The sequence below is a fragment of the Micromonospora sp. CPCC 205739 genome (assembly GCF_036906795.1).
In the GTDB taxonomy this organism is placed as follows: Bacteria; Actinomycetota; Actinomycetes; order Mycobacteriales; family Micromonosporaceae; genus Micromonospora.
The window spans coordinates 1-20,296 of the sequence record NZ_JBAKHS010000002.1; the positions used below are offsets into that span (position 1 = coordinate 1).

Consider the following 20,296-nt stretch of genomic DNA (forward strand, 5'->3'; position numbering starts at 1 on the left):
AAGCGCTACATCGTCCGTGAAATCCACGCCGCACTCATGGCCGACTTCGCCGCCCTCAACACCACTTGACATCCATAGGAGCATCCCGCTGACCGGGTCGGCCCGCCCAGCGGGCCGGCCCGGTCGACACCGACCCCGCCGGGGTGCCCACGCGCCCCGGCGGTGCCGCGTCCAGGGCCGGGCGGCTGCCGTACCTTGACCGCATGGGACGCCTCGCGCAGTGGCACCGGGTCGCGCGGGCGCATCCGGCGGTCGCCGACGCGGTGCTGGCCGCCGCGCTCTTCGTGGTCAGCCTGCTGCCGGCGAACCCGCCCGGCGGGCCGCCCCGGGCGCCGCTCGCCGTCGGCGCGGTGCTGCTCGCCGCGCTCGGCTGCGGGGCGCTGGCGGTGCGCCGCCGCCACCCGCTGCCGGTGCTCGCCGTGACCACCGGCACCGTGGTGCTCGCCCAGCTCACCGGCCTGGCCGGGGGGCCCTTCGTGATCACCATGGCGATCGCCGCGTACACCGTCGCCACCCGCACCGACCGGCGGACCGCCGCCGTCGCGGGCGCGGTCAGCGCCCTCGCGGTCGGCGCGGCGGCGATCGCCACGCTGGGCGTGGCCTGGCTGGACCCGGCGGTGGTGGTGCTGCTGCTCTGGTTCGGCGTCGCGGTGGCCTCCGGTGACGCGGTGCGCAGCCGGCGGGCCTACGTGGCGGTGCTGGAGGAGCGGGCCCGGCGCGCCGAGCAGATCCGCGAGGAGGAGGCGCTGCCCACCGAGCCGGCCCCCAGCCTCAACCGGCTGGACGCCCTGGTCGAGGGGTTCAGCACCGGCCAGCCGGTGCGCTGGACCGTCGCCGGCCAGCCCCGCCCGCTGCCCACCGCGGTGGACGTCGCGGCGTACCGGATCATTCAGGAGTCGCTCACCAACGCCCACCGGCACGCGCCGGGCGCGGCGGTGGCGGTCCGGCTGCGCTACGACCCCCACGGCGTCACCATCGAGGTACGGGAGTCCGGCGCCGAGGCGTCCCCGGCACCCACCCCGAGCCCGGGCCTGGGCCTGCTCGCCATGCGCGAGCGGGCCGAGGCGGTCGGCGGCACTTTCACCGCCGGCCCGCACCCGGAGGGGGGCTGGGCCGTCCGGGCCGAGCTGCCCGCACCCGAGGAGGCGGCCGAGTGACCGTCTGCTCGCCGACGACCAGAAGCTGATCAGGGTCGGGTTCCGGGTGCCGGTCGACTCGGCCGCCGACCTGGAGGTGGTCGGCGAGGCCGCCACCGGCCGTGAAGCGGGCCCTTCCCAGCCGGTCCCGACGGTCCTAGAGTGAGGGCGGCGACCGCGAGGTGGCCGGTGACCCGGCGGGAGGCGCAACCCGTCGGGCCCAGGTGTGTGCCGCACCCACCGGTGACCCGTGACCGCTTCCGCACCGGTGGCCCCTCGCCCCGCCCACGCTGAGGAATCCCCATCACGACAGGGGAGACAACGACGATGGCGCGACCGATCACGCTCTTCACCGGCCAGTGGGCCGATCTTCCGTTCGACGAGGTCTGCCGGCTCGCCTCCGAGTGGGGCTACGACGGGTTGGAGATCGCCTGCTGGGGTGACCACTTCGAGGTCGACAAGGCCCTCGCCGACGACTCGTACGTCGAGCGCAAGAAGGAGACCCTCGCCAAGCACCACCTCAGCGTCCACGCCATCTCCAACCACCTCGTCGGCCAGGCGGTCTGCGACCACCCGATCGACGAGCGGCACCAGGGCATCCTGCCCGCCCGGATCTGGGGCGACGGCGAACCCGAGGGGGTACGCCGGCGCGCCGCCGAGGAGATGAAGGACACCGCCCGCGCGGCGGCGAAGCTCGGGGTGAAGACGGTGGTCGGGTTCACCGGTTCGTCCATCTGGCACACCCTGGCGATGTTCCCGCCGGTGCCGCCGGAGATGATCGAGCGGGGCTACCGGGACTTCGCCGACCGGTGGAACCCGATCCTCGACGTCTTCGACTCCGTCGGCGTCCGCTTCGCCCACGAGGTGCACCCCAGCGAGATCGCCTACGACTACTGGACGACGCGGCGGGCGCTGGCGGCGATCGGCCACCGGCCGGCGTTCGGGCTCAACTGGGACCCGTCGCACTTCGTCTGGCAGGAGCTGGACCCGGTGAACTTCATCCTGGAATTCGCCGACCGGATCTACCACGTGGACTGCAAGGACGCGAAGGTGCGCACCGGCGACGGGCGGCGCGGCCGGCTCTCGTCCCACCTGCCCTGGGCCGATCTGCGCCGGGGCTGGGACTTCGTCTCCACCGGCCACGGCGACGTGCCCTGGGAGGACTGCTTCCGGGCGCTCAACGCGATCGGCTACGACGGGCCCATCTCCATCGAGTGGGAGGACGCCGGAATGGACCGGCTGGTGGGCGCGCCGGAGGCGTTGCAGTTCGTCCGCCGGCTCGCCTTCGACGCCCCCACGGCGGCCTTCGACGCCGCGTTCAGCAGCAAGGAGTGACCTAGCCCGGCCCGACCGACCCCTGGCTGACCTCGCCGTGCGGCGGGCGGCACCCGGGGTCGGTCGGGTTCGCGGGGCCCGGTCCGGTCAGTCGGCGGCGAAGGCCTGTTCGCTGATCAACCGGGCCGCGCCCACCACGCCGGCCCGCTCGCCGAGGTCGGACAGGACGATCGGCATCGTGCCGGTGGTCAGCGGCGCCGACCGGCGGTAGACCACGGCCCGGATCTCGGCCAGCAGGGTGTGCCCGAGGCCGTCCGGGGCGCCGCCGATGATCACGATGCCGGGGTTGACGAAGCTCACCAGCCCGACCAGCACCTGGCCCAGCCGGCGGGCGGCGTCGCGCACCACGGCCTGGACCGCCGGGTCGCCGCCGGCCGCCGCCCCGGTGACGTCCGCCATGGTCAGGGTGCCGGTGGCGGCCAGCCGGTCGGCCAGGGCGGGGGAGCGGCCCGACCGCGCCGCGTCGAGCGCCGCGCCGACCAGCCCGGCCTCGCCGCAGTACGCCTCCAGGCATCCCGCCTCGCCGCAGCCGCAGGCCGGGCCGTCGTCGCCGATCCGGAGGTGGGCGATGTCGCCGGCGCCGCTCGTCGCGCCCCGGTGCGGAGCGCCCCGCAGCACCAGGCCGCAGCCGATGGCGGTGCCGAGCTTCACGTACAGGAAGTCCTCGAAGGTGCGGCCGATCCCGGCGTGCTGCTCGCCGAGCGCCATCACGTTGGCGTCGTTGTCGACCAGGGTCGGGCAGCCCAGCTCGGCGCCGAGGGTGTCCCGCACCGGGAACCCGTGCCAGCCGGGCAGGGCGCCGGGAGCGAGCGGGGTGCCCTCCCGGAAGGCGACCGGCCCGGGCAGGCCGACACCGACCCCGGTGAGCTGGGCCAGGCCCAGCTCGGCGCGGAGCTTGCCGACCAGTTCCCCGGCCCGGGCGACCACCGGCGCTGGACCGGACCGGACGTCGGCCGGCTCGCGGAGCTCGGCCAGCACGTTCAGCTCGCCGTCGGTGACGGCGACGGTGAGCCGGTCCGTGCCGATCACCACGCCGGCGAAGCGGACCGTGCCGGCGATGCGGAGCAGCGACGACCGTCGGCCGCCACGGGAGGCCGCCGGCCCGGCGGTCTCGACCAGGCCCAGCTCCACGAGCCGGTCCACCTCCGCGATCAGCCTCGACCGGGACAGGCCCACCGCGTCGCCCAGCTCCACCCGCGACCGCGGGCCGTCGTCGCGCAGCAGCCGTAGCAGTCGTGCCTGGTACGCGTTCTCCGGTCGGACGGGAACCATCGCCACCACCTCCGGCCGGAGTCTGCCACGGCGGTGTTACGGCTGATGGCGCGAGTGGCCGCACCCGGAACGCCCGGGTGCGGCCACTCGATCGACACCTCGGGTCCGTCAGCCCCGCAGACCCGACATGTGCTGGTAGCTCACCTCGGCGTAGCGCAGCGAGCGGCCCGGGTCGGCGCTGCCGCCCGGCGCGTTGTCCTGCTCCCACATCGGGTTGTGGTAGCCCTTGGCACCCATGTTGGCGAAGAAGGTGCCGTAGTCGATGTCGCCCTGGCCGAGCGGCACCATGTCGTACCCGCTGGTGGTGTTCGGGTTGAACGCGCCGTCCTTGGCGTGGAACAGCGGGAACCGGATCGGCTGGGCCGCCACCGTGGCCAGCGGGTCGAAGACGTCGGTCTGCGTCACCCCGTCCGGGTCGGTGTAGCTGCGGAACCGGTGCTGGGCCACGTGCGCCCAGTAGATGTCCATCTCGAACCAGACGTACTCCGGGTCGGTGAGCCCGATGAAGTACTCCAGCTTCCGGACGCCGGAGGACCGGGTCGGCCGGCCCAGCGCGTCCGGCGGCCCGCTGTCGAGCAGGAAGTTGTACGCCGCGTCGTGGTTGTGTGTGTAGAGCTTGAGCCCACGGGCGGCGGCCAGCTGGCCGAGGGTGTTCCACCGGTCCGCCGCGGCGTCCCAGTCGGCCTTGTAGTTGCTGCCGGTCGGGTCGTTGCCGGTGCCGATGTGGGTCATCCCCAGCGTCTCGGCGATGTCGAGCTGCTGCTCGAACGCGGCGAGGGTGGTCGGGTTGATGGTGCTCGGGATGGAGGCGTGCGAGCCGTTGGCCCGCAGCCCGTTGTCGTCGAGGATCTTGCGGATCTCGGCTGCGGTGATCTGCCGGCCCAGGATCGAGACGTGCTGGTTGTAGCCGGCGAACTCGACCTCCTTGTAGCCGATCTCGGCGAGCCGGGCGAGCACCCGCTCGAAGCCGTACGGCACTCCGGTGGCGTCCGGTGCCGCGCCGATCCGGTCCCGGACGCTGTAGAGGATGATGCCCCGCTTGCCGGTCGGCACGAGCAGTCCGTTGCCGGCGGCTCCGGCGGCGGGCGCCCAGCCGGCGGCTCCGACGGCGGCCGCGCCGGCGACGCCGGCGAAGGCGCCGAGGATCCGGCGACGGCTCATTCCGTGCTGTCTGTCGTTCATCTGCTGCTGCCTCTCTCGGTGCGATGACGGGTGATCGTGTCCAGGGCCGCGGGCCACCGGACGGCGGCCCGCGGCGACGGCGGCGCTATGGAGCGACGCCGATGCCCTGGCCGGTGAACTCGACCCAGTTGAGGTTGCCGAAACCGCCGGTCGGGCCGCCGGGGACGGTCTTGAACACGAGGTAGAGCCGGTGCGTGCCGCCCGGGTCGGTGATCGGCACGGTGGTGCTGGTGAAGGCGTTGTTGCCGCTGGTCGCGTTGACCGTGGCCGTGGTCAGCAGGGGCCCGGTGGGGGAGTCGAGCCGGAACTCGACGCCGAACCGGGGCTGCCCAGCGGTGGCCGCGCTGCCGCCCGAGGTGCGCAGCGTCACCGACTGCATGTTCTGCAGGTTGACGGTGTTGTTGACCGCGATCCAGTCGCCCGGGTCGAGGCTGCCGCGCTGCTGCCCGCCGCCGGTGTCGGCGCTGGTCCCGACGGTGGTGCCGGAGTCGTTGGCGGCGAACTCGACCTCCTGCCGCTTGGCCTGGATGATCTGCTGGTCGACGGTGGTCAGTGCCGGTTGGCCGTTGGCCCCGCCGTCGGTGTACGACGCGCTGACCACGCCGTAGATGTAGCCGCCGTGGGACGCGTCGTCCGGGTCGGTGGGCAGCACCCCGGAGCAGCCGAACTGGTTGGCCTCGCCGTGGCCGTGCTGGTCGTGGCCGAGGACGAAGGTCACCTCGACCTTGGCGCAGTCGACCGGCCCGTCCTCCGGATCGGTGACCGTCACCGACCAGGGGATGTCGTCGCCCCAGCTGAAGAAGCCGCCTTCGAGCGGGGTGGTCACCGTGACGGTCGGCGCGGTGTTGCCGACGGTGATGGTGGTGTTCGCCGACGCGCTCTTGCCGCTGGAGTCGGTCACCGTCAGGCGGGCGGTGTAGACGCCGTTGGCGGTGTAGGTGTGCGACGGGTTCGGGTCGACCGAGTCGGTGCTGCCGTTGCCGTCGAAGTCCCAGGCGAACGAGATCGAGTCCGCCGGGTCGGGGTCCCTGGAGCCCTCGCTGGAGAAGGCGACGGTCAGCGGCGCGATGCCGTTGGTGGGCGTCGCGGTGAGCACGGCGTTCGGCGCCCGCAGCCCCTTGACGTAGCTGAACTTCAGCATCGCCGCGTCCGGGTTGACGTTGAAGAACCCGTCGCCGTACGTCAGCAGGTAGAAGTTGCCGTCCGCGCCCCACCTCATGTCCATCGGGTTGTCGCAGAGGAAGGGCTTCGTCGCGGTGGTGGGCGCCTGGCCGCAGTTCAGCACATTGTTGATCTTCAGGATGTCGCCCTTGGCGTCGAGCCGGACCTCCTTGAGGGTGTCCCGGGTGAACTCGCCGAAGAAGACCGCGCCGTCGTAGTACTCGGGGAACTTCGTCTCCGACCTCAGCTCCGGGTCGAAGTCGTAGCGGGCGGCCCCGTGCGGCCCGACACCGCCGGTGCCGAGTTCGGGGAAGAGCACCGGGCAGGTCTGCGTCGGTGTCGACAGGTAGGACTCCGGGCACGGGGTCGGCGCCTGGAACGAGTACCAGAGCTCGGACTTCTCGACCGCCGGCAGGTCGGTCAGGCCGGTGTTGTGCCGGGAGGTGTTCTTCGGCGCCGCGCAGTCGAAGGGCGCGACCGGCGAGATCGGGCTGGTGGTCCAGTTCATCTCGACGTACGGCAGGTTCGGCTGCACGCACATCGGCCAGCCGTAGTTCGCCGGCTTGTCGATCACCATCATCCGGCCGGTGCCCGCCGGTCCCCGGCCGACCGCGGCCGTCGAGGAGTCGGGGGAGTAGTCGGTGACGTACGCGACGTCGTTCTTGTCCAGCGTGATCCGGAACGGGTTGCGCAGCCCCATCGCGTAGATCTCCGGCCGGGTCTTCTCGGTGCCGGCCGGGAAGAGGTTGCCCTCCGGCACGGTGTACGAGCCGTCCGCCCCCACCGCGATCCGCAGCACCTTGCCCCGCAGGTCGTTGGTGTTGGTCGAGCTGCGCCGGGCGTCCGCGAACGGCGCCTGGTAGACCCCGGTCGCGCTGACCGAGTCGTTGTGCGGCGAGAAGCCACCCGAGCCGCCCGCGCCCGACGGGGTGTCGTCCCCGGTGACCAGCCAGAGGTTGTTCTTCGAGTCGAACGCGATGTCGCCGGCCACGTGGCAGCAGGCACCCCGGTCCACCGGCACCTGGAGGATCTTCTGCTCGGTGCTCAGGTCGAGCGAGGGCGTGTCACCGTCGACGAACTTGTACCGGGACAGCTGGAAGTATCCCTTCCACCGGTCCCAGGTGGCCGGGTCGGTGCTGGTGGTCGGCGCGCCTCCGGCGGGGGTGTCCAGCGGGGGCGCGTAGTACAGGTAGACCCACCGGTTGGTGGCGAAGTCCCGGTCGATCGCCGGGCCGTACATCCCGTCCTCGCTGTGGGTGTAGACCGGAATCTGGGCCAGCACGGTGGTCTCGTTGCTCTCCGGGTCGTGCAGGCGTACGCCGCCGCGGCGGTCGGTCTGGATCACCCGGCCGTCGGGGAGCACGTCGAAGCCGATCGGCTCGTTGACGTTGGGCTGGGCCCCGATCACGGTCATCTGGTAGTTGGCCAGCACGGTCGCGCCGCAGTCGCCGTCGGTCACGCCGGCCGCCCACTGGATCGCCCCGCCGAGGTGGGCGCGCAGGTCGGTGCTGCCGTAGCTCTCCGGCGTCGCGCCGAGTCCGGTGTAGAAGGAACGGCCGCCCTGGTAGTCCTTGCACCAGGTGACCGGGTGGTCGAAGCCCATCGACCCGCCCGCGTACGTCTTCTCGTCCACGGTGGCCAGCACGTGCGACACGCCCCGGACGTTGGCGGCGAAGTTGTACCAGCGGTCGGTGTGCCGCCAGCGTTCCGGCAGCCGCTCCGAGGCGGGGTGCACCCGGTCGGCCACGGTGACGGTGGCCGGGCTCGCCGACGTGGCGGCGCCCGTCGCCCGGGTACCCAGGACGTTGTCCAGGAAGGACCAGCCGGGCTCGGCCTCGATGGCCGAGTGGACGCCGACGAAGCCGCCGCCGTCGCGGTAGTACTGCTCGAAGGCGGCCTGTTGGCCGTCGGTGAGGACGTCGCCGGAGGTGTTCAGGAACACCACGGCGCGGAACTGTTTGAGATGCGGCTCGTCGAACTTGCGGGCGTCGTCGGTCACCTCGACGGTGAACCGCCGGTCGTTGCCGAGCTGCCGGATCGCGGCGACTCCGGCGGCGGTGGCGGCGTGGCTGCCGCCGGCGGAGCGGGTGAAGACGAGGACCTTGTAGTCGATGCCGTTGCTGGCGGGCGCCGGGGCGGCGAGCGCCGGCGTCGGCTGCGGTGGCGCGGTCGCGACGAGGGTCGCGCCGACGAGGGTGAGAAGGCTGAGGTAGGCGGTGGCTCTTCGGCCGGTGGGTCTGCGCATCGAACCTCGCTCTGGTCGGGGCGGGTCCGCCTCAGCGCCGTCGCTGAGGAGGGTCGCTTCGAGTACCAAGAGCCTGGCCAGGTTCTACGCAGGACGATATTTGCGTCTGGGACCAAAGAGAAGAGGTTGAGGGCAGAAGTTTCCGAGGTTTGGTGCGAACTTTTGCTTCAAATCGCCGAAAGTGGCCTCGATGGAGGGTGGGCCGGGCCTGACCTGCCCCTCTTCCTCCTCCACGCGCCAGCGGGCCGGTCGTCGATGACGACCGGCCCGCTGGAAGGTGCGTCTAGAGGGTGCTGGCGTTGGTGCCGGTGCCCGACGGCTTGGGCCGCGGGGTGGTGGTGGCCGACGACGAGGTGGAGCTCGACGAGCTGCCGCCCGACTTCGCGCCGATGGTGGCCGGCGTGCCCGCGAAGGCGTCGTCCGCCGCGGTCAGCTCCTGCTTGTTGCCGTTGCCGGTGCCCAGCTTCTCGCCGAGCTTGGACTGGCCGAGCTTGTCCTTGCCCTCGCTGTAGAGCCGGGTCGCCTGGGCCTGTGCGACACCCGCCGCCTCCTGGACGGTGGGGTGGTCGAGCACCTTACGGCCCCGGACGACCAGCTCCTCGTACTTCTCCCGGCCGGCACGGGCGCCCAGGACGAAGCCCGCAGCCAGCCCGCCAAGGAACATGATCTTTCCGCGCATGGCGGCTCCTTTCGTACCTGACGCTCCGCCGTTCCCGTCCGAGATCCGGCCGGGACCGACCATGTCGCGCCCTAGTCCTCTGTCGGCAGCTAACTACCCATCCTGCTCCGCGCTCATGCCTGCTTGTGCCGTGATGACGATTTGTCCGTTTTTGTTCCGCGTGGCTCGCGGCTCCCGGCGGCGCGGACCGACGAAGGTAACCCCCTGGACCAGACCCCCCGGGAATCCTGTACTCTTGTGCCGTCGCCGAGCGCCGGAGAGATCCGGAGTGCGGTGCCAAGCAGTCCCCCGTAGCTCAATTGGCAGAGCAGCCGGCTGTTAACCGGCAGGTTTTTGGTTCGAGTCCAAACGGGGGAGCTCACGTTCCACCCGCGCCCGTCGGCCCCGCCGACGGGCGTTTCTCGTTCCTGCCCCCGGTTCACCATCCCGCCCGTCGCGCCGGCCAGCGCTCGCGACCGCCCCCGCCGACGGGGTGCCCGCCCGCCTCGCCGCCGCACCTCCCGGCCGCACCGGACCGACCCCACCCCCGCCCGCCCGGGCCGCGACCCTCCCCGGTGATCAAGAAGTTTGCGTCACCGGCGTGCCCTCGGTAGACGCAAACTTCTTGATCACCGGGGAGGGGTGACCTGTGGGGCCGGTCAGGGGGCGGGGGAGGGGCGCGGGGCATGGGCGTCCGGTTTCGGCCCGGCAGGGTGGGCTCGGGCGGCAGGATGGGCGATGTCGACTTAGTCTTTCGATGCGTCGATTGGTGCGTCGATTCAGGGGACGGGTGGAGATGGCCGGAAGACGGGGCGCGGGCGCGGCCACGCTGATCGCGGTGCTGGTGGTGCTCGGCTGGCTGGTGGTCGGCGGGATCGCCGGGCCGTACTCCGGGAAGCTCGGCGAGGTCGCCACCAACGACAACGCCTCGTTCCTGCCCGCCGACGCCGAGGCCACCCGGGCGCAGGACCTGGCCGGCGGCTTCGTGGAGCGGCAGAGCACCCCGGCGCTGGTGGTCTACGAACGCGGCTCCGGCGTCACCGACGCCGACAAGCAGCGGGCGGCCGCCGACGCCGCGCGGTTCGGCCAGGTCCCGGGCGTGATCGGGCCGCTGCCGCCGCCGATCCCCAGCCAGGACGGTCAGGCGCTGCAGGTGGTCGTACCGATCGACGACTCCGAGGGCGAGGAAATCGGCCGGGTGGTCGAGGAGTTGCGCCGGATCGCCGGCGACGACCGGGACGGACTCACCGTCGCCGTCGCCGGACCGGCCGGGCTGCTCGCCGACCTGATCGAGGTGTTCGGCGCGATCGACGGGCCGCTGCTGCTGGTCACCCTCGTCGTGGTGCTGGTGATCCTGCTGATCGTCTACCGCAGCCCGGTGCTCTGGCTCTTCCCACTGCTCGCGGCGGGCCTGTCGTACGCGCTGGCGGCGGTCTTCGTCTACTACCTGGCGAAGCACGACGTGATCCAGCTGAACGGGCAGGCGCAGGGCATCCTGACCGTGCTGGTCTTCGGCGCCGGGACCGACTACGCGCTGCTGCTGATCGCCCGCTACCGGGAGGAACTGCATCGGCACGAGCGCCCCTGGGACGCGATGAAGACCGCCTGGCGGGGCGCCGCCCCGGCGATCGTCGCCTCCGGCGCCACCGTGATCGTCAGCCTGCTCTGCCTGCTGCTGTCCAGCCTCAACTCCAACCGGGCGCTCGGCCCGGTCTCCGCCGTCGGCATCGCCGCCACGCTGCTCGTGATGCTCACCTTCCTGCCCGCGCTGCTGCTGCTCGGCGGCCGGTGGGCGTTCTGGCCCCGCCGGCCCCGGATCGACCAGGCCGACCCGCAGACCGAGCACGGCATCTGGAGCCCGGTCGCCCGGTTCGTCGCCCGGCACGCCCGGCCGGTCTGGCTGGCGACCGCGGCGGGGCTGGCCCTGCTCACCCTCGGCCTGACCCAGCTCGGCGTCACCACCCTCGGCCAGTCCGACCTGTTCACCGAGCGCACCGACTCGGTCGCCGGCCAGGAGGTCATCGCCCGGCATTACCCGGCCGGCACCGGCAGCCCGGCGACCGTCTTCACCAACCAGCAGGCCGCCCAGGAGGTCGCCCGGGTGGCGCAGGGCGTGCGGGGCGTCGCCGCCGTACGCCCGGTCACCGACCAGCGGACCGGTCCACCCGAGGAGAACGCGCCGCCCAAGGTGGTCGACGGGAAGGTGCAGCTGGAGGCGACCCTCGCCGACCCGCCGGACAGCGACGGCGCGGAACAGGCCATCCGCGACCTGCGGGCCGCCGTGCACCGGGTCGCCGGCGCGGACGCCGTGGTCGGCGGGTTCACCGCGATCAACGTGGACACCTCCGCCGCGTCCACCCGGGACCGCAACGTGATCATCCCGGTGGTGCTGGTGGTCATCGCGGTGATCCTGGCCCTGCTCCTGCGGGCCCTGCTCGCCCCGGTGCTGCTCATCGCCACCGTGCTGCTGTCGTTCCTGGCCACCCTCGGCCTCTGCGCGCTGATCTTCCGGTACGCCTTCGACTTCCCCGGGGTCGACGCGTCCTTCCCGCTCTTCGCGTTCGTCTTCCTGGTCGCCCTCGGCATCGACTACAACATCTTCCTGATGAGCCGGGTCCGCGAGGAGTCGGTCAAGCGGGGCACCCGGGGCGGGGTGCTGGTCGGCCTCGCCGTCACCGGCGGGGTGATCACCTCCGCCGGCATCGTGCTCGCCGCCACCTTCTCCGCGCTGGCCGTACTGCCGCTGGTGGTGCTGGTGGAACTCGGCGTGGCGGTCGCGGTGGGCGTACTGCTGGACACCATCGTGGTCCGCTCGCTGCTGGTGCCCGCGCTGTCGTACGACATCGGGCCGAAGATCTGGTGGCCCAGCCGGCTGTCGCGGACGGTCCGGACCGGGACGGAGGCCGGACATGCTGGCTGAGACGGACGTCGTGATCGTCGGCGGCGGCCTCGCCGGGCTGGCCGCCGCCCGGCGGCTGCACCGCGCCGGCGTGCCCTGGCGGCTGCTGGAGGCGGACGACCGGCTCGGCGGCCGGGTCGCCACCGACGCGGTCGACGGCTACCTGCTGGACCGCGGCTTCCAGGTGTTGAACACCGCCTACCCACGGCTGGGCACCCTGCTCGACGTCGGCATCCTGGAGCTGGGCTGGTTCACCTCCGGCGTGCTGGTGCGCCGCGGCGAGCGCCTCGACCGGCTGGTCAACCCGCTGCGCGAGCCCGGCGGCGCGCCCGGCACGGCCCTGGCCGGCACCGGCTCGCTGCTCGACCGGCTCCGCTTCGCCGCGCTCGCCACCGGCTGCGCCACCCTGCCGAAGAGCCGGCTGCTCAGCGCGCCGGAAACCACCACCGAGGCGGCGCTGCGCCGGGCCGGGCTCTCCGACGCGATCATCGAGGAGCTGCTGCGGCCCTTCCTCTCCGGCGTCCTCATCGACCGCGAGCTGGAGACCTCCAGCCACGTGCTGGCGATGATCATGCGGTCCTTCGCGCGCGGCCGGATCGGCCTGCCCGCCCGGGGGATGGCCGCGCTGCCCCGGGCCATTGCCGAACCGCTGCCCGCCGACCTGATCGAGCTGGACACCCCGGTCGCCGAGGTGGCGCCCGGCCAGGTCCGCACCCAGGCCGGCGACATCGGCTGCCGGGCCGTCGTGGTCGCCGTCGACCCGCCCGCGGCGGGCATGCTGCTGCCCACCCTGGCCCGGGTACGCATGCACAGCTACACGACCTACTACCACAGCGCCCCCGAGGCGCCCCTGGACGAGCCGATCCTGCTGGTCGACGGGGACCGCCGCGAGCTGGTCGCCAACACCGTCGTGGTCAGCAACGCCGCGCCGACGTACGCGCCGGCCGGCTGGCACCTGGTGGCCACCTCCGTGGTCGGCCCCAGCGCCCCGCCGGAGCCGGCGATCCGGCGCGAACTGGACCGGCTCTACGGACGCTCGACAGCGGACTGGACCCACCTGACGACCGTCGAGGTCCCCGACGCGCTGCCCGCCGCGCCGCCGCCGCAGGGGCGGCTGCGCAAGCCGGTGGCGCTCGGCGACGGCCTGTTCGTGGCCGGCGACCACCGGGACAGTCCGTCGATCCAGGGAGCGCTGGCCAGCGGCTGGCGTACGGCGGGAGCGGTGCTGGCGGAGCTGCGCGCGGCCGGATGATCCGGTGCGGTGCGGGGGACCGTGCCGAGCGCTGCTGACTGTTATCCTCGCGTAGCCCATCGTGCCGGTCGGGTGCCTCTTGTCGGCCGTTTCGGTGGTGGCCGGTGATCCGTCGAGCGGGTTACGATCCGGCGCGGTATCGGGGCGGTAGCTCAGCCGGTTAGAGCAGGGGACTCATAATCCCTCGGTCGCGGGTTCGAGTCCCGCCCGCCCCACCACGCAAAACCCCTGGTCAGTCATGCTGCCGGCGACCCGGACCGGCCGGTGGGTTGATCGGTCCACGAGTCTTGGCTCGCTGCCGAGTCTGCTGATTGGCTGGCCGACATGACTGAGCTCGGACCCGTCGCCTGGCCGCCTGAGCCGATCCGGACCGAGAGGCTCGTGCTCCGTGAGTCCGAGGCCCGGGACCGTGCGGCGTTCATCGAGCTGCTGGCGTCGCCAGAAGTGAACACCTACCTTGGCGGCCCCCGGCCGCGTGACGAGCTTGAGCGCGAGATGCCCGGGGTGCCCGAGCGGTGGCCCGGGAGCTTCGTCGTTGATCTCGACGGGGCGATGATCGGCCAGATCCTGCTCAGGAGAGCAACGGGGCACCGTCGCCCGGCTGCCGTCGGGAAGGCCGATCTCGGTTACCTGTTCCTGCCGCGGGCGTGGGGATTCGGGTACGCCGCCGAGGCGTGCGCGGCCGCACTCGACTGGTTCGACGGCGTCCTTCCCGGCGAGCCGGTGGTGCTCACCACCCAAACCGCCAACGTCGGCTCGATGCGTCTCGCGGCGAAGCTGGGGTTCTCTGAGGTAGAGCGGTTCGAGGCTTGGGGCGCCGAGCAGTGGCTCGGCCTGCGGTCCCCGGTCACGCCGTCTGCTTGAGCTCCCAGCCGAGCGGTCCGCAATTAGTCCGCAAGAGGTCGACGGACAGGCGGGAGCGGTGCGAGATGTCGAGAGGTATTTTCGCTGCTAGATCCTCATGCGCCCAGGCCGGCGGGGCGGGCAACTTGATCTCATATCCCTCGGTCCAAGCATCTGCCGGGACGCGACACCAGGCCGACCGGTAGCGGTTGCCGAATTGCGCTCTATCGGATCAAGGCGGCCCGCAAGCGGGCCGCGCCGGCCCGGCCCCGGCCTGCTGGCGACCTCCGGCCGGCATCGGCCGGGCCGGCCGGCCACGATTGGGGCGGCCAGAACTTAGAAGACCTCGCGGACGCGTCGGCACGGTGGTCGTTGACGACGTCGACGTCACCGCGTTCGTGGCGGCCGAGCTCGATCGGCGACACCCCGAGCGCTTACAGGTGCGAGCGATGCGGACGGCCGACGACTACCGGGCGATGTGGGACGCCCTCGAACGCCTCTGGTCGGACACCCTCGCCCGCGCCGAGCAGCTGCCCGAGGCGGTGCGCCACGAACGGGCCGACGACGAGTGGTCCTTTGCCGAGACGCTGCGTCATCTCATCTTCGCCATCGACGTATGGGTGGGTCGAATGCTCCTCGGCGAGGAGAAGCCGTACCACCGGCTCGGCCTGCCGCCCACCGACTATTCCCGACAGGATGCGGCGGAGCTGGGGATCGATCTGGAGGCTCGCGCGGAGGCAGGGTGCTCGCCCTGCAGTCGGCCCTGTCGACCAGGCGACACGCGGTGCCAGGGCCCGATCTTGTCCAATTTCCAAGCTGACGCTTCGGTCCGCCAGGCAGCGTTGAACACCCCGTCGATCGCTCAGCCGCACTTCCTGAACTCGGTCTCAAAGTGGGCCCGGAGCGTGTCGTAGCTGACCTGCCCACCGTCGGTCTCGAACGACATCCCGGTTACCGATGTGCCGGCCGGGTACTGGGCCACATGCTCCGGCAGGGCGCCCGCGTAGGAGTACCCCTTCCCGCCGGTCGTGTCGACCGCCACTGAGAGCGTCCGGCCGAAATGGGCCGGCGGCGCCTGCCGGACGGTGCCGAAGCCCTCGCCTAGGACGATCAGCCCGGCGCGGGTGCTCTGGTCGGTTGGGCCCTCGGCGTCCCAGATCAGCACGTAGTCGCCACTCTTGCCCACCTCGGGCAGCGCGTGGATCTGCACCGCCTCGATCGTGTCGCCGGGGCAGATCGGGGTGTAGACAGCCAGCCGGTCGCCGATCCGCACGAAGCCCACCTGGTAGTCGGGGCGCGGCGGGTGCAGGCAGGCGCCGCCGAGCTGGCTGAGGCTGAGCAGCAGTCCCGCCACCAGCACTACTCGACGCTTCCCTCGGGTCAGCACCCGCACAGGTTTCCTTCTCATCGGACGGTCTGGCCAAGCCTAGGGATCAGATGATCCCCGTACAGCCATCCGTACAGCCAAGTCCGTGCCGACAACGACGGACGGTTTGACCAGGGACGCAGCCACCTGACCAGCCGTCCGCGATCTTCTTCTTACGTTTCTCACAGCCTCGCTGTTCAACTGGCGGGCCCCGTGCGCCCGCCGCGGCGGCGCATGCATGGCTTCAGCGGCCACCACGCAGGCGCGCTTCAGGCCGGCGCAAGCAAGGTGTCGAATACCGAGAAGAAGGCGGCGAAGGCGGCGGGGGAGCGGTCGGTACGCGCCCGGATGAGCGTGCCTTCCCAGGCGTTGACGAGGAACCCGGCGGTGACCTCGGGGTCGACGTCCGCGCGGACCGTCCCGGCGCGCTGCGCCTCGGCCAGGGTTGTCGCGATGAGGCTGCCCCACTTGTCGAGGCTGTCCCGTACGGCGTCCCGGATGGCGTCCCGGTGGTCGACGATCTCGGTGCCGAAGTTGCCGTACAGGCAGCCGCGGTTGTACCCGTATTGGACGACCTCGTCGCGGAGGAACTCGAAGTGCGCCCGGAGCCGCTGCACCGGCGGTACTGAGCTGTCGGTGAGGTCCTCGAGCCGGCGTCCGGCGCCGTACCGCTCGAGCGCCACGATGGCGAGGGCTTCCTTGCTGTCGAAGTGGTTGTAGAACGACCCCTTCGGTACGCCGGCCGCCTGGGTGATGTCGTTGACGCCAGCGGCGTTGTAACCGCGGGCGTGGAACCGGTCGAGCGCGGCCGTGACGATCTCTTCGCGCGTGCTCTTCCTAGCCAAAGCGGACCACCTCCGCGGCAAATATGACCGGTCGTCTTGGCTGGGTCAAGCCCACGGCGCTGTGATCCAGCGCTCCTTGCCCTCGCTAAGACGACCGGTCATATTGAATCGGTGGCCGGGTAAGTAACGCCTGGTGGAACCGTGTCTACCCGGGGCGACCCGACCCACATCACCGAGGAGAAATTCATCGTGAGCGACCTTACGCACGCCGTCATCAGGGCCCACGGCGGTTTGGACCGCTATCAGCAGTTCAGCTCAGCCACGGTCCACTTCCGCTCAGGAGGAGCGCTGTGGGCAATCAAGGGCCAGGAAGGGATTTTCGACCGGGCTGCCGTACGGGTCGACCTGCGCCGGCAGTTCGCCAGTCACTTCCCCTTCAAGGCGCCTGATCTGCGCACCTCGTTCACGGCGCAGCGAGTGGCCGTGGAGGGCGACACCGGCGAGGTGAAGGCCGAGCGCCTCAACCCCCGTGCCTCCTTCGCGGGCCACGTCCTCGAAACCCCCTGGGACGACCTGGACGTCGCCTACTTCGCCGGGTACGCCATGTGGACGTACCTGACGTCCCCGTTCACCTTCGCAAGGCCCGACTTCCAGACCGAGAACCTGTCTCCCGTGACCGAGGAGGGGGAGACCTGGAACCGTCTCAAGGTCACCTTCCCCGACGACATCGCCACCCACTCCCGTGAGCAGACGTTCTACTTCGACCAGGACGGGCTGCTGCGCCGGCACGACTACACGGCCGAGGTCCTGAATGCCGGGCCGGCCGCGCACTACTGCTACGACCACAAGGAGTTCGGCGGCATCATGGTGCCGACCCGGCGGTGCGTCTACCCGCTGTCTGAGGACGGAACCGTGGTGCGCGACATCGAGCTCGTCACCATCGACATCGACGATGTCGTGTTCGCCTGACGCCGGATAGCCGCTGATCTCCCTTTGCCACGGGTTCTCGGCCGGGGGTCATCCGGCTTCGACGTTCATCGGACACGGCCCGACCCGTGACCTACGCAAACGTCTGGGCATCGGGTCGCCGATGATGTTGGCCGGGTTCGCCTGGTGGTACCTCCGGCCGCGACGACGCTGACCCATGCCGCCGACCGCGCCTTCGAGCACTGGACCGGTGTGTGAAAACCGGTGGGCCACCGACGGAGAAACCCCTCCGCCGGTGGCCCACCGTCGTTGCTCAGCCGTTGACGACCCAGTGCTGGTGGGCGCCCCCGGCGTACGTGCCGATCTGGGCCTGGGTGCCGTCGGCGGTGCCGGCGCCGGCCGTCTCCAGGACCTTGCCGGACTGCGGGTTCAGCAGCGATCCGTTGGTCTGCGGCTGCCAGACCTGCGCGGCGGTGCCGTTGCAGGTCCAGAGCTGCACCTTGGTGCCGGCGGCGGTGCCGCCGTTGTCGACGTCCAGGCACTTGCCCAGCGCCCGGTAGGTGTCGCCGACCCGGCTCCACTTCTGCGAGTTGGTGCCGTTGCAGGTCCAGAGCTGGATCTTCGTGCCGTCGGCGGTGCCCCCGTTGCTGACGTCCAGGCACTTGCCGCCGACACCGGTGATGGTGCCGGACCCGCTCGGGCCGTAGACCTCGAACTCGTAGACGCGGGCCGCGGGATCGGTGGTGCTGGTCGGCGCGGTGATGTTGAGGCGTACGTAGCGGGCCGAGACCGACGTGATGTCGTGCGTGGTGGTGCTGGCGGTGTTGCCGGTCACCGTCGCCCGGGTCGTCCAGGTGGACCCGTCGGGGCTGGTGGCGATGGTGAAGTCCTTCGTGTTCCAGGCGGTGTTCTCGCCGCCGGCGCCGGCGTGCTTGACCACGAACCGGTTCACGTTGGTGCTGGCCCCGAGGTCGACCTGGAGGTACTTCGTGGTGCCCTTCGAGCACCACTTGTCGGTGTTGCCGCCGGTGACGGAGCCGTTGACTGCCTTGTCCGGGCCCTCGGTGGCGGCGCAGGAGCTGTCCGCCGCGGCCGGCTTGTTCAGCGCCAGGTTGGTGCCGCCGGTCGGCGGCGGGGTGCTGCCGGGGATGGCGTTGAGGGTGTACCAGGCCTCGGTGCTCCACAGCGACTGTCCGCTGTCGGAGGTGAACGGGCGGGGCGAGCGGACGTAGACCACGTGCCCGGCCTTGCGTCCGGCGACGGCCAGGCTGACCTTCTTGCGGTCGGCGGAGAGGGTGGCCGAGGTGACCGTCAGCGTCTCCTCGTCGATCTTCGGGCCGCCGTAGCCGGCCGTCGCCTGGTAGCGCCACTGCTTCACCTTGTAGTGCCCGGCCAGGTTCGCCGCGGTGTCGGTGGAGAGCGGCTGGGTGTACTCCAGCTCGAAGCCGGTGGTGGTGGCCCGCATGGCCAGGATGTCGAAGGCGGTGGTGCCGTTCGGGGTCAACTTCTGCAGGCCGTACGAGAGCTTGCCGCTCTGACCCCAGTTGCCGCCGGCGCCGAGGCCCCCGACGTAGATCGCGCCGTCCGGACCGACGTTGACCTCCGAGACGCCCGCCTCCAGGCCCTGGGTGAGCCGGAACAGGGCGCCCTGGTACTCGCCGTTGACCTTCTCCACGTACGCGCGCTGGAGCCCGCCGTAGGTCACGTCGCCGATGACGAACTGCCCGGTGAACGGCCCGGACTTCAGGTACAGCGGGGTGCTCGGGGAGTTGGCGATCTCGTTCTGCGGCATCCAGAGCACCGGCGGGGTCACCGGGTTGGCGTCGAACGGGCCGGCGGGGTTCATGTAGTGGTTGAAGAAGCGGCCCTGCTTGACGTGCACCAGTTTCGACGACGGCAGCCAGCCGCCCTGGTTGTCGGTGACGAAGATGCCGCCCTCCGGGCCCCAGCCGATGCCATGCGGGGTGCGCAGACCGCCGGCGACGTAGGAGACCGCGCCGGTGTCCTTGTTCACCTTGATGGTGGTGCCCCGGTTGGCAGCCGGCTGCGGGTTGGTCGTCGCGCCGCCGTAGTTGATGGAGACCGACAGGTTCAGGTAGAAGTAGCCGGCGTCGTAGAGCAGGCCGAAGGCGAACTCGTGGAAGTTCCCCCCGTACGGCCAGGTGGCGACCGTGTCGAGACGGTCGGCGACCTCGTCGCCGCTCGTGTCGACCAGCTTGGTCAGCCGTTGCTTCTCCGACACGTAGACCACGCCGTCGACGACCTTGAGCCCCATCGGCTCCTTGAGCCCCCCGGCGATCTTCTTGGTGGTCACGCTGCCCGGGCCGGTCGAGCCGCCGGTGTTGTTGAGGATGTACACCTCGCCGTCCTGGGAGGTGCCGGACTGGTCGCTGCCGCCCCAGGTGGAGATCACCAGGCGGCCGTCGGCCAGCCAGTCCATCCCGGTCACCTTCGGCTGGAAGCCGCTGGGACGCAGGTTGGTCAGGGTGTAGCCGGGATATACGCCGCTCAGCGGCAGCCCGTCGCCGGGGGAGTCGGTGACGCCCTCGCACTCCTTCTTGCCCGGTGCGGTCACCCGGACCACGCCGGCGTCGGTGCTCAGCGCCGAGTTGGGCACCACGACGAAGGACGACGAACCCGGGGTCTTCCACTCCAGGGTGATCTGCTGCCCACCGTCGCGCTCGAAGTGGTCGATGCGCAGCGGGTGCAGCCCGGCGGTGAGGGTGACGCTGCCCTCCTTCGGCGGAGTCGGGCCGTGCAGCCCGTCGTGGTTGATGATCACCTTGTCGTCGATGGCCAGTCGGGAGCCGTCGTCGCTGGTCAGCCGGAAGGTGTAGCTGCCGGCCTGGCTGATGTTGAGGTTGCCGAGCACCTGGGAGACGAAGTTCTGGTCGAAGCCGAAGTCGGTGGTCGACGTCCAGTTGATGGTGGGCATCAGCTTGTCGACGTTCGGCGTCTGCCCCGGCTTGAGGGTGCAGATCTCGTTCAGCGGCACCTGCACGTCGAAGACGCGCAACGTGACGCCCGGTTCCTGGGCGGGGGCGGCCTGGGCGGGGACGGCCCAGATGCCGGTGGCGATGACGAGTGCGGCGGTGGTCAGGACAGGACTGCGGAATCGGCGCAGCAGCCGTGTGCCCATTGCTCCTCCTGGGAGGGTCGGGGTGGGGGTCCGGCGGCCTGCCAGAAACAGCGGTGGGGGAGCGACAGCCGCCGGTCGAGCCCGGTTCGGTCATCG

14 protein-coding genes and 2 tRNA genes are annotated in these 20,296 nt (G+C 71.4%); 9 read left to right on the forward strand and 7 right to left on the reverse strand.

Going from position 1 to position 20,296, the window contains the following annotated elements:
• Nucleotides 1–203 precede the first annotated feature (203 nt).
• Together V6U88_RS03945 and V6U88_RS03950 are read left to right on the forward strand one after the other, a co-directional pair.
• Entirely contained in the window at nt 204–1,157 is a 954-nt protein-coding gene (locus tag V6U88_RS03945) for a sensor histidine kinase (protein WP_334449928.1), read from the forward strand.
• 306 nt (nt 1,158–1,463) lie between these two features.
• Nucleotides 1,464–2,471, forward strand: a complete 1,008-nt coding sequence (locus tag V6U88_RS03950; RefSeq protein ID WP_334449929.1) for a sugar phosphate isomerase/epimerase family protein — start codon at nt 1,464–1,466, stop codon at nt 2,469–2,471.
• Between the two features lie 87 nt (nt 2,472–2,558).
• On the opposite strand, the gene V6U88_RS03955 is transcribed toward V6U88_RS03950, so the two are convergent.
• The 4 genes from V6U88_RS03955 to V6U88_RS03970 form a co-directional block, all read right to left on the reverse strand.
• Complete coding sequence (locus V6U88_RS03955) at nt 2,559–3,743, reverse strand: ROK family transcriptional regulator (protein ID WP_334449931.1); 1,185 nt, start codon at nt 3,741–3,743, stop codon at nt 2,559–2,561.
• 108 nt (nt 3,744–3,851) lie between these two features.
• The gene (locus V6U88_RS03960) at nt 3,852–4,925 is read right to left on the reverse strand and encodes a sugar phosphate isomerase/epimerase family protein (protein WP_334449932.1); all 1,074 of its coding nucleotides are present in this window, start codon (nt 4,923–4,925) and stop codon (nt 3,852–3,854) included.
• An 85-nt stretch (nt 4,926–5,010) separates the two neighbouring features.
• Nucleotides 5,011–8,331, reverse strand: a complete 3,321-nt coding sequence (locus V6U88_RS03965; protein WP_334449934.1) for a ThuA domain-containing protein — start codon at nt 8,329–8,331, stop codon at nt 5,011–5,013.
• Between the two features lie 283 nt (nt 8,332–8,614).
• Nucleotides 8,615–9,010 carry a hypothetical protein gene (locus tag V6U88_RS03970; protein ID WP_334449936.1) on the reverse strand — a complete coding sequence of 132 codons (396 nt, stop codon included), beginning with the start codon at nt 9,008–9,010 and terminating at the stop codon, nt 8,615–8,617.
• A 284-nt stretch (nt 9,011–9,294) separates the two neighbouring features.
• Between V6U88_RS03970 and V6U88_RS03975 the strand changes: the two genes are divergently transcribed.
• The 6 genes from V6U88_RS03975 (at nt 9,295) to V6U88_RS04000 (ending at nt 14,897) form a co-directional block, all read left to right on the forward strand.
• Nucleotides 9,295–9,367: transfer RNA gene (locus V6U88_RS03975), tRNA-Asn, on the forward strand.
• Between the two features lie 418 nt (nt 9,368–9,785).
• Nucleotides 9,786–11,909, forward strand: a complete 2,124-nt coding sequence (locus V6U88_RS03980; RefSeq protein WP_334449938.1) for an MMPL family transporter — start codon at nt 9,786–9,788, stop codon at nt 11,907–11,909.
• Nucleotides 11,899–13,140 carry an NAD(P)/FAD-dependent oxidoreductase gene (locus tag V6U88_RS03985; RefSeq protein WP_334449940.1) on the forward strand — a complete coding sequence of 414 codons (1,242 nt, stop codon included), beginning with the start codon at nt 11,899–11,901 and terminating at the stop codon, nt 13,138–13,140. The genes V6U88_RS03980 and V6U88_RS03985 overlap by 11 nt, the downstream gene beginning before the upstream one ends.
• A 141-nt stretch (nt 13,141–13,281) precedes the next feature.
• Nucleotides 13,282–13,358: transfer RNA gene (locus V6U88_RS03990), tRNA-Ile, on the forward strand.
• Between the two features lie 106 nt (nt 13,359–13,464).
• A complete protein-coding gene (locus V6U88_RS03995; protein ID WP_334449942.1) occupies nt 13,465–14,004 on the forward strand; it encodes a GNAT family N-acetyltransferase in 540 nt (179 codons plus the stop codon).
• A 344-nt stretch (nt 14,005–14,348) separates the two neighbouring features.
• Nucleotides 14,349–14,897 (forward strand): DinB family protein, encoded by a 549-nt coding sequence (locus V6U88_RS04000; RefSeq protein WP_334449944.1) that lies wholly within the window; start codon nt 14,349–14,351, stop codon nt 14,895–14,897.
• On the opposite strand, the gene V6U88_RS04005 is transcribed toward V6U88_RS04000, so the two are convergent.
• Nucleotides 14,846–15,370, reverse strand: a complete 525-nt coding sequence (locus V6U88_RS04005; RefSeq protein ID WP_334449945.1) for a hypothetical protein — start codon at nt 15,368–15,370, stop codon at nt 14,846–14,848. The genes V6U88_RS04000 and V6U88_RS04005 overlap by 52 nt on opposite strands.
• Nucleotides 15,371–15,618: 248 nt before the next feature.
• Complete coding sequence (locus V6U88_RS04010) at nt 15,619–16,194, reverse strand: TetR/AcrR family transcriptional regulator (protein ID WP_334449947.1); 576 nt, start codon at nt 16,192–16,194, stop codon at nt 15,619–15,621.
• Nucleotides 16,195–16,383: 189 nt separating this feature from the next.
• Here V6U88_RS04010 and V6U88_RS04015 point away from each other — a divergent pair, with 189 nt between their 5' ends.
• Nucleotides 16,384–17,103 (forward strand): hypothetical protein, encoded by a 720-nt coding sequence (locus V6U88_RS04015; protein WP_334449949.1) that lies wholly within the window; start codon nt 16,384–16,386, stop codon nt 17,101–17,103.
• Nucleotides 17,104–17,374: 271 nt separating this feature from the next.
• On the opposite strand, the gene V6U88_RS04020 is transcribed toward V6U88_RS04015, so the two are convergent.
• A complete protein-coding gene (locus tag V6U88_RS04020; RefSeq protein WP_334449950.1) occupies nt 17,375–20,200 on the reverse strand; it encodes a ricin-type beta-trefoil lectin domain protein in 2,826 nt (941 codons plus the stop codon).
• Nucleotides 20,201–20,296: the final 96 nt, after the last annotated feature.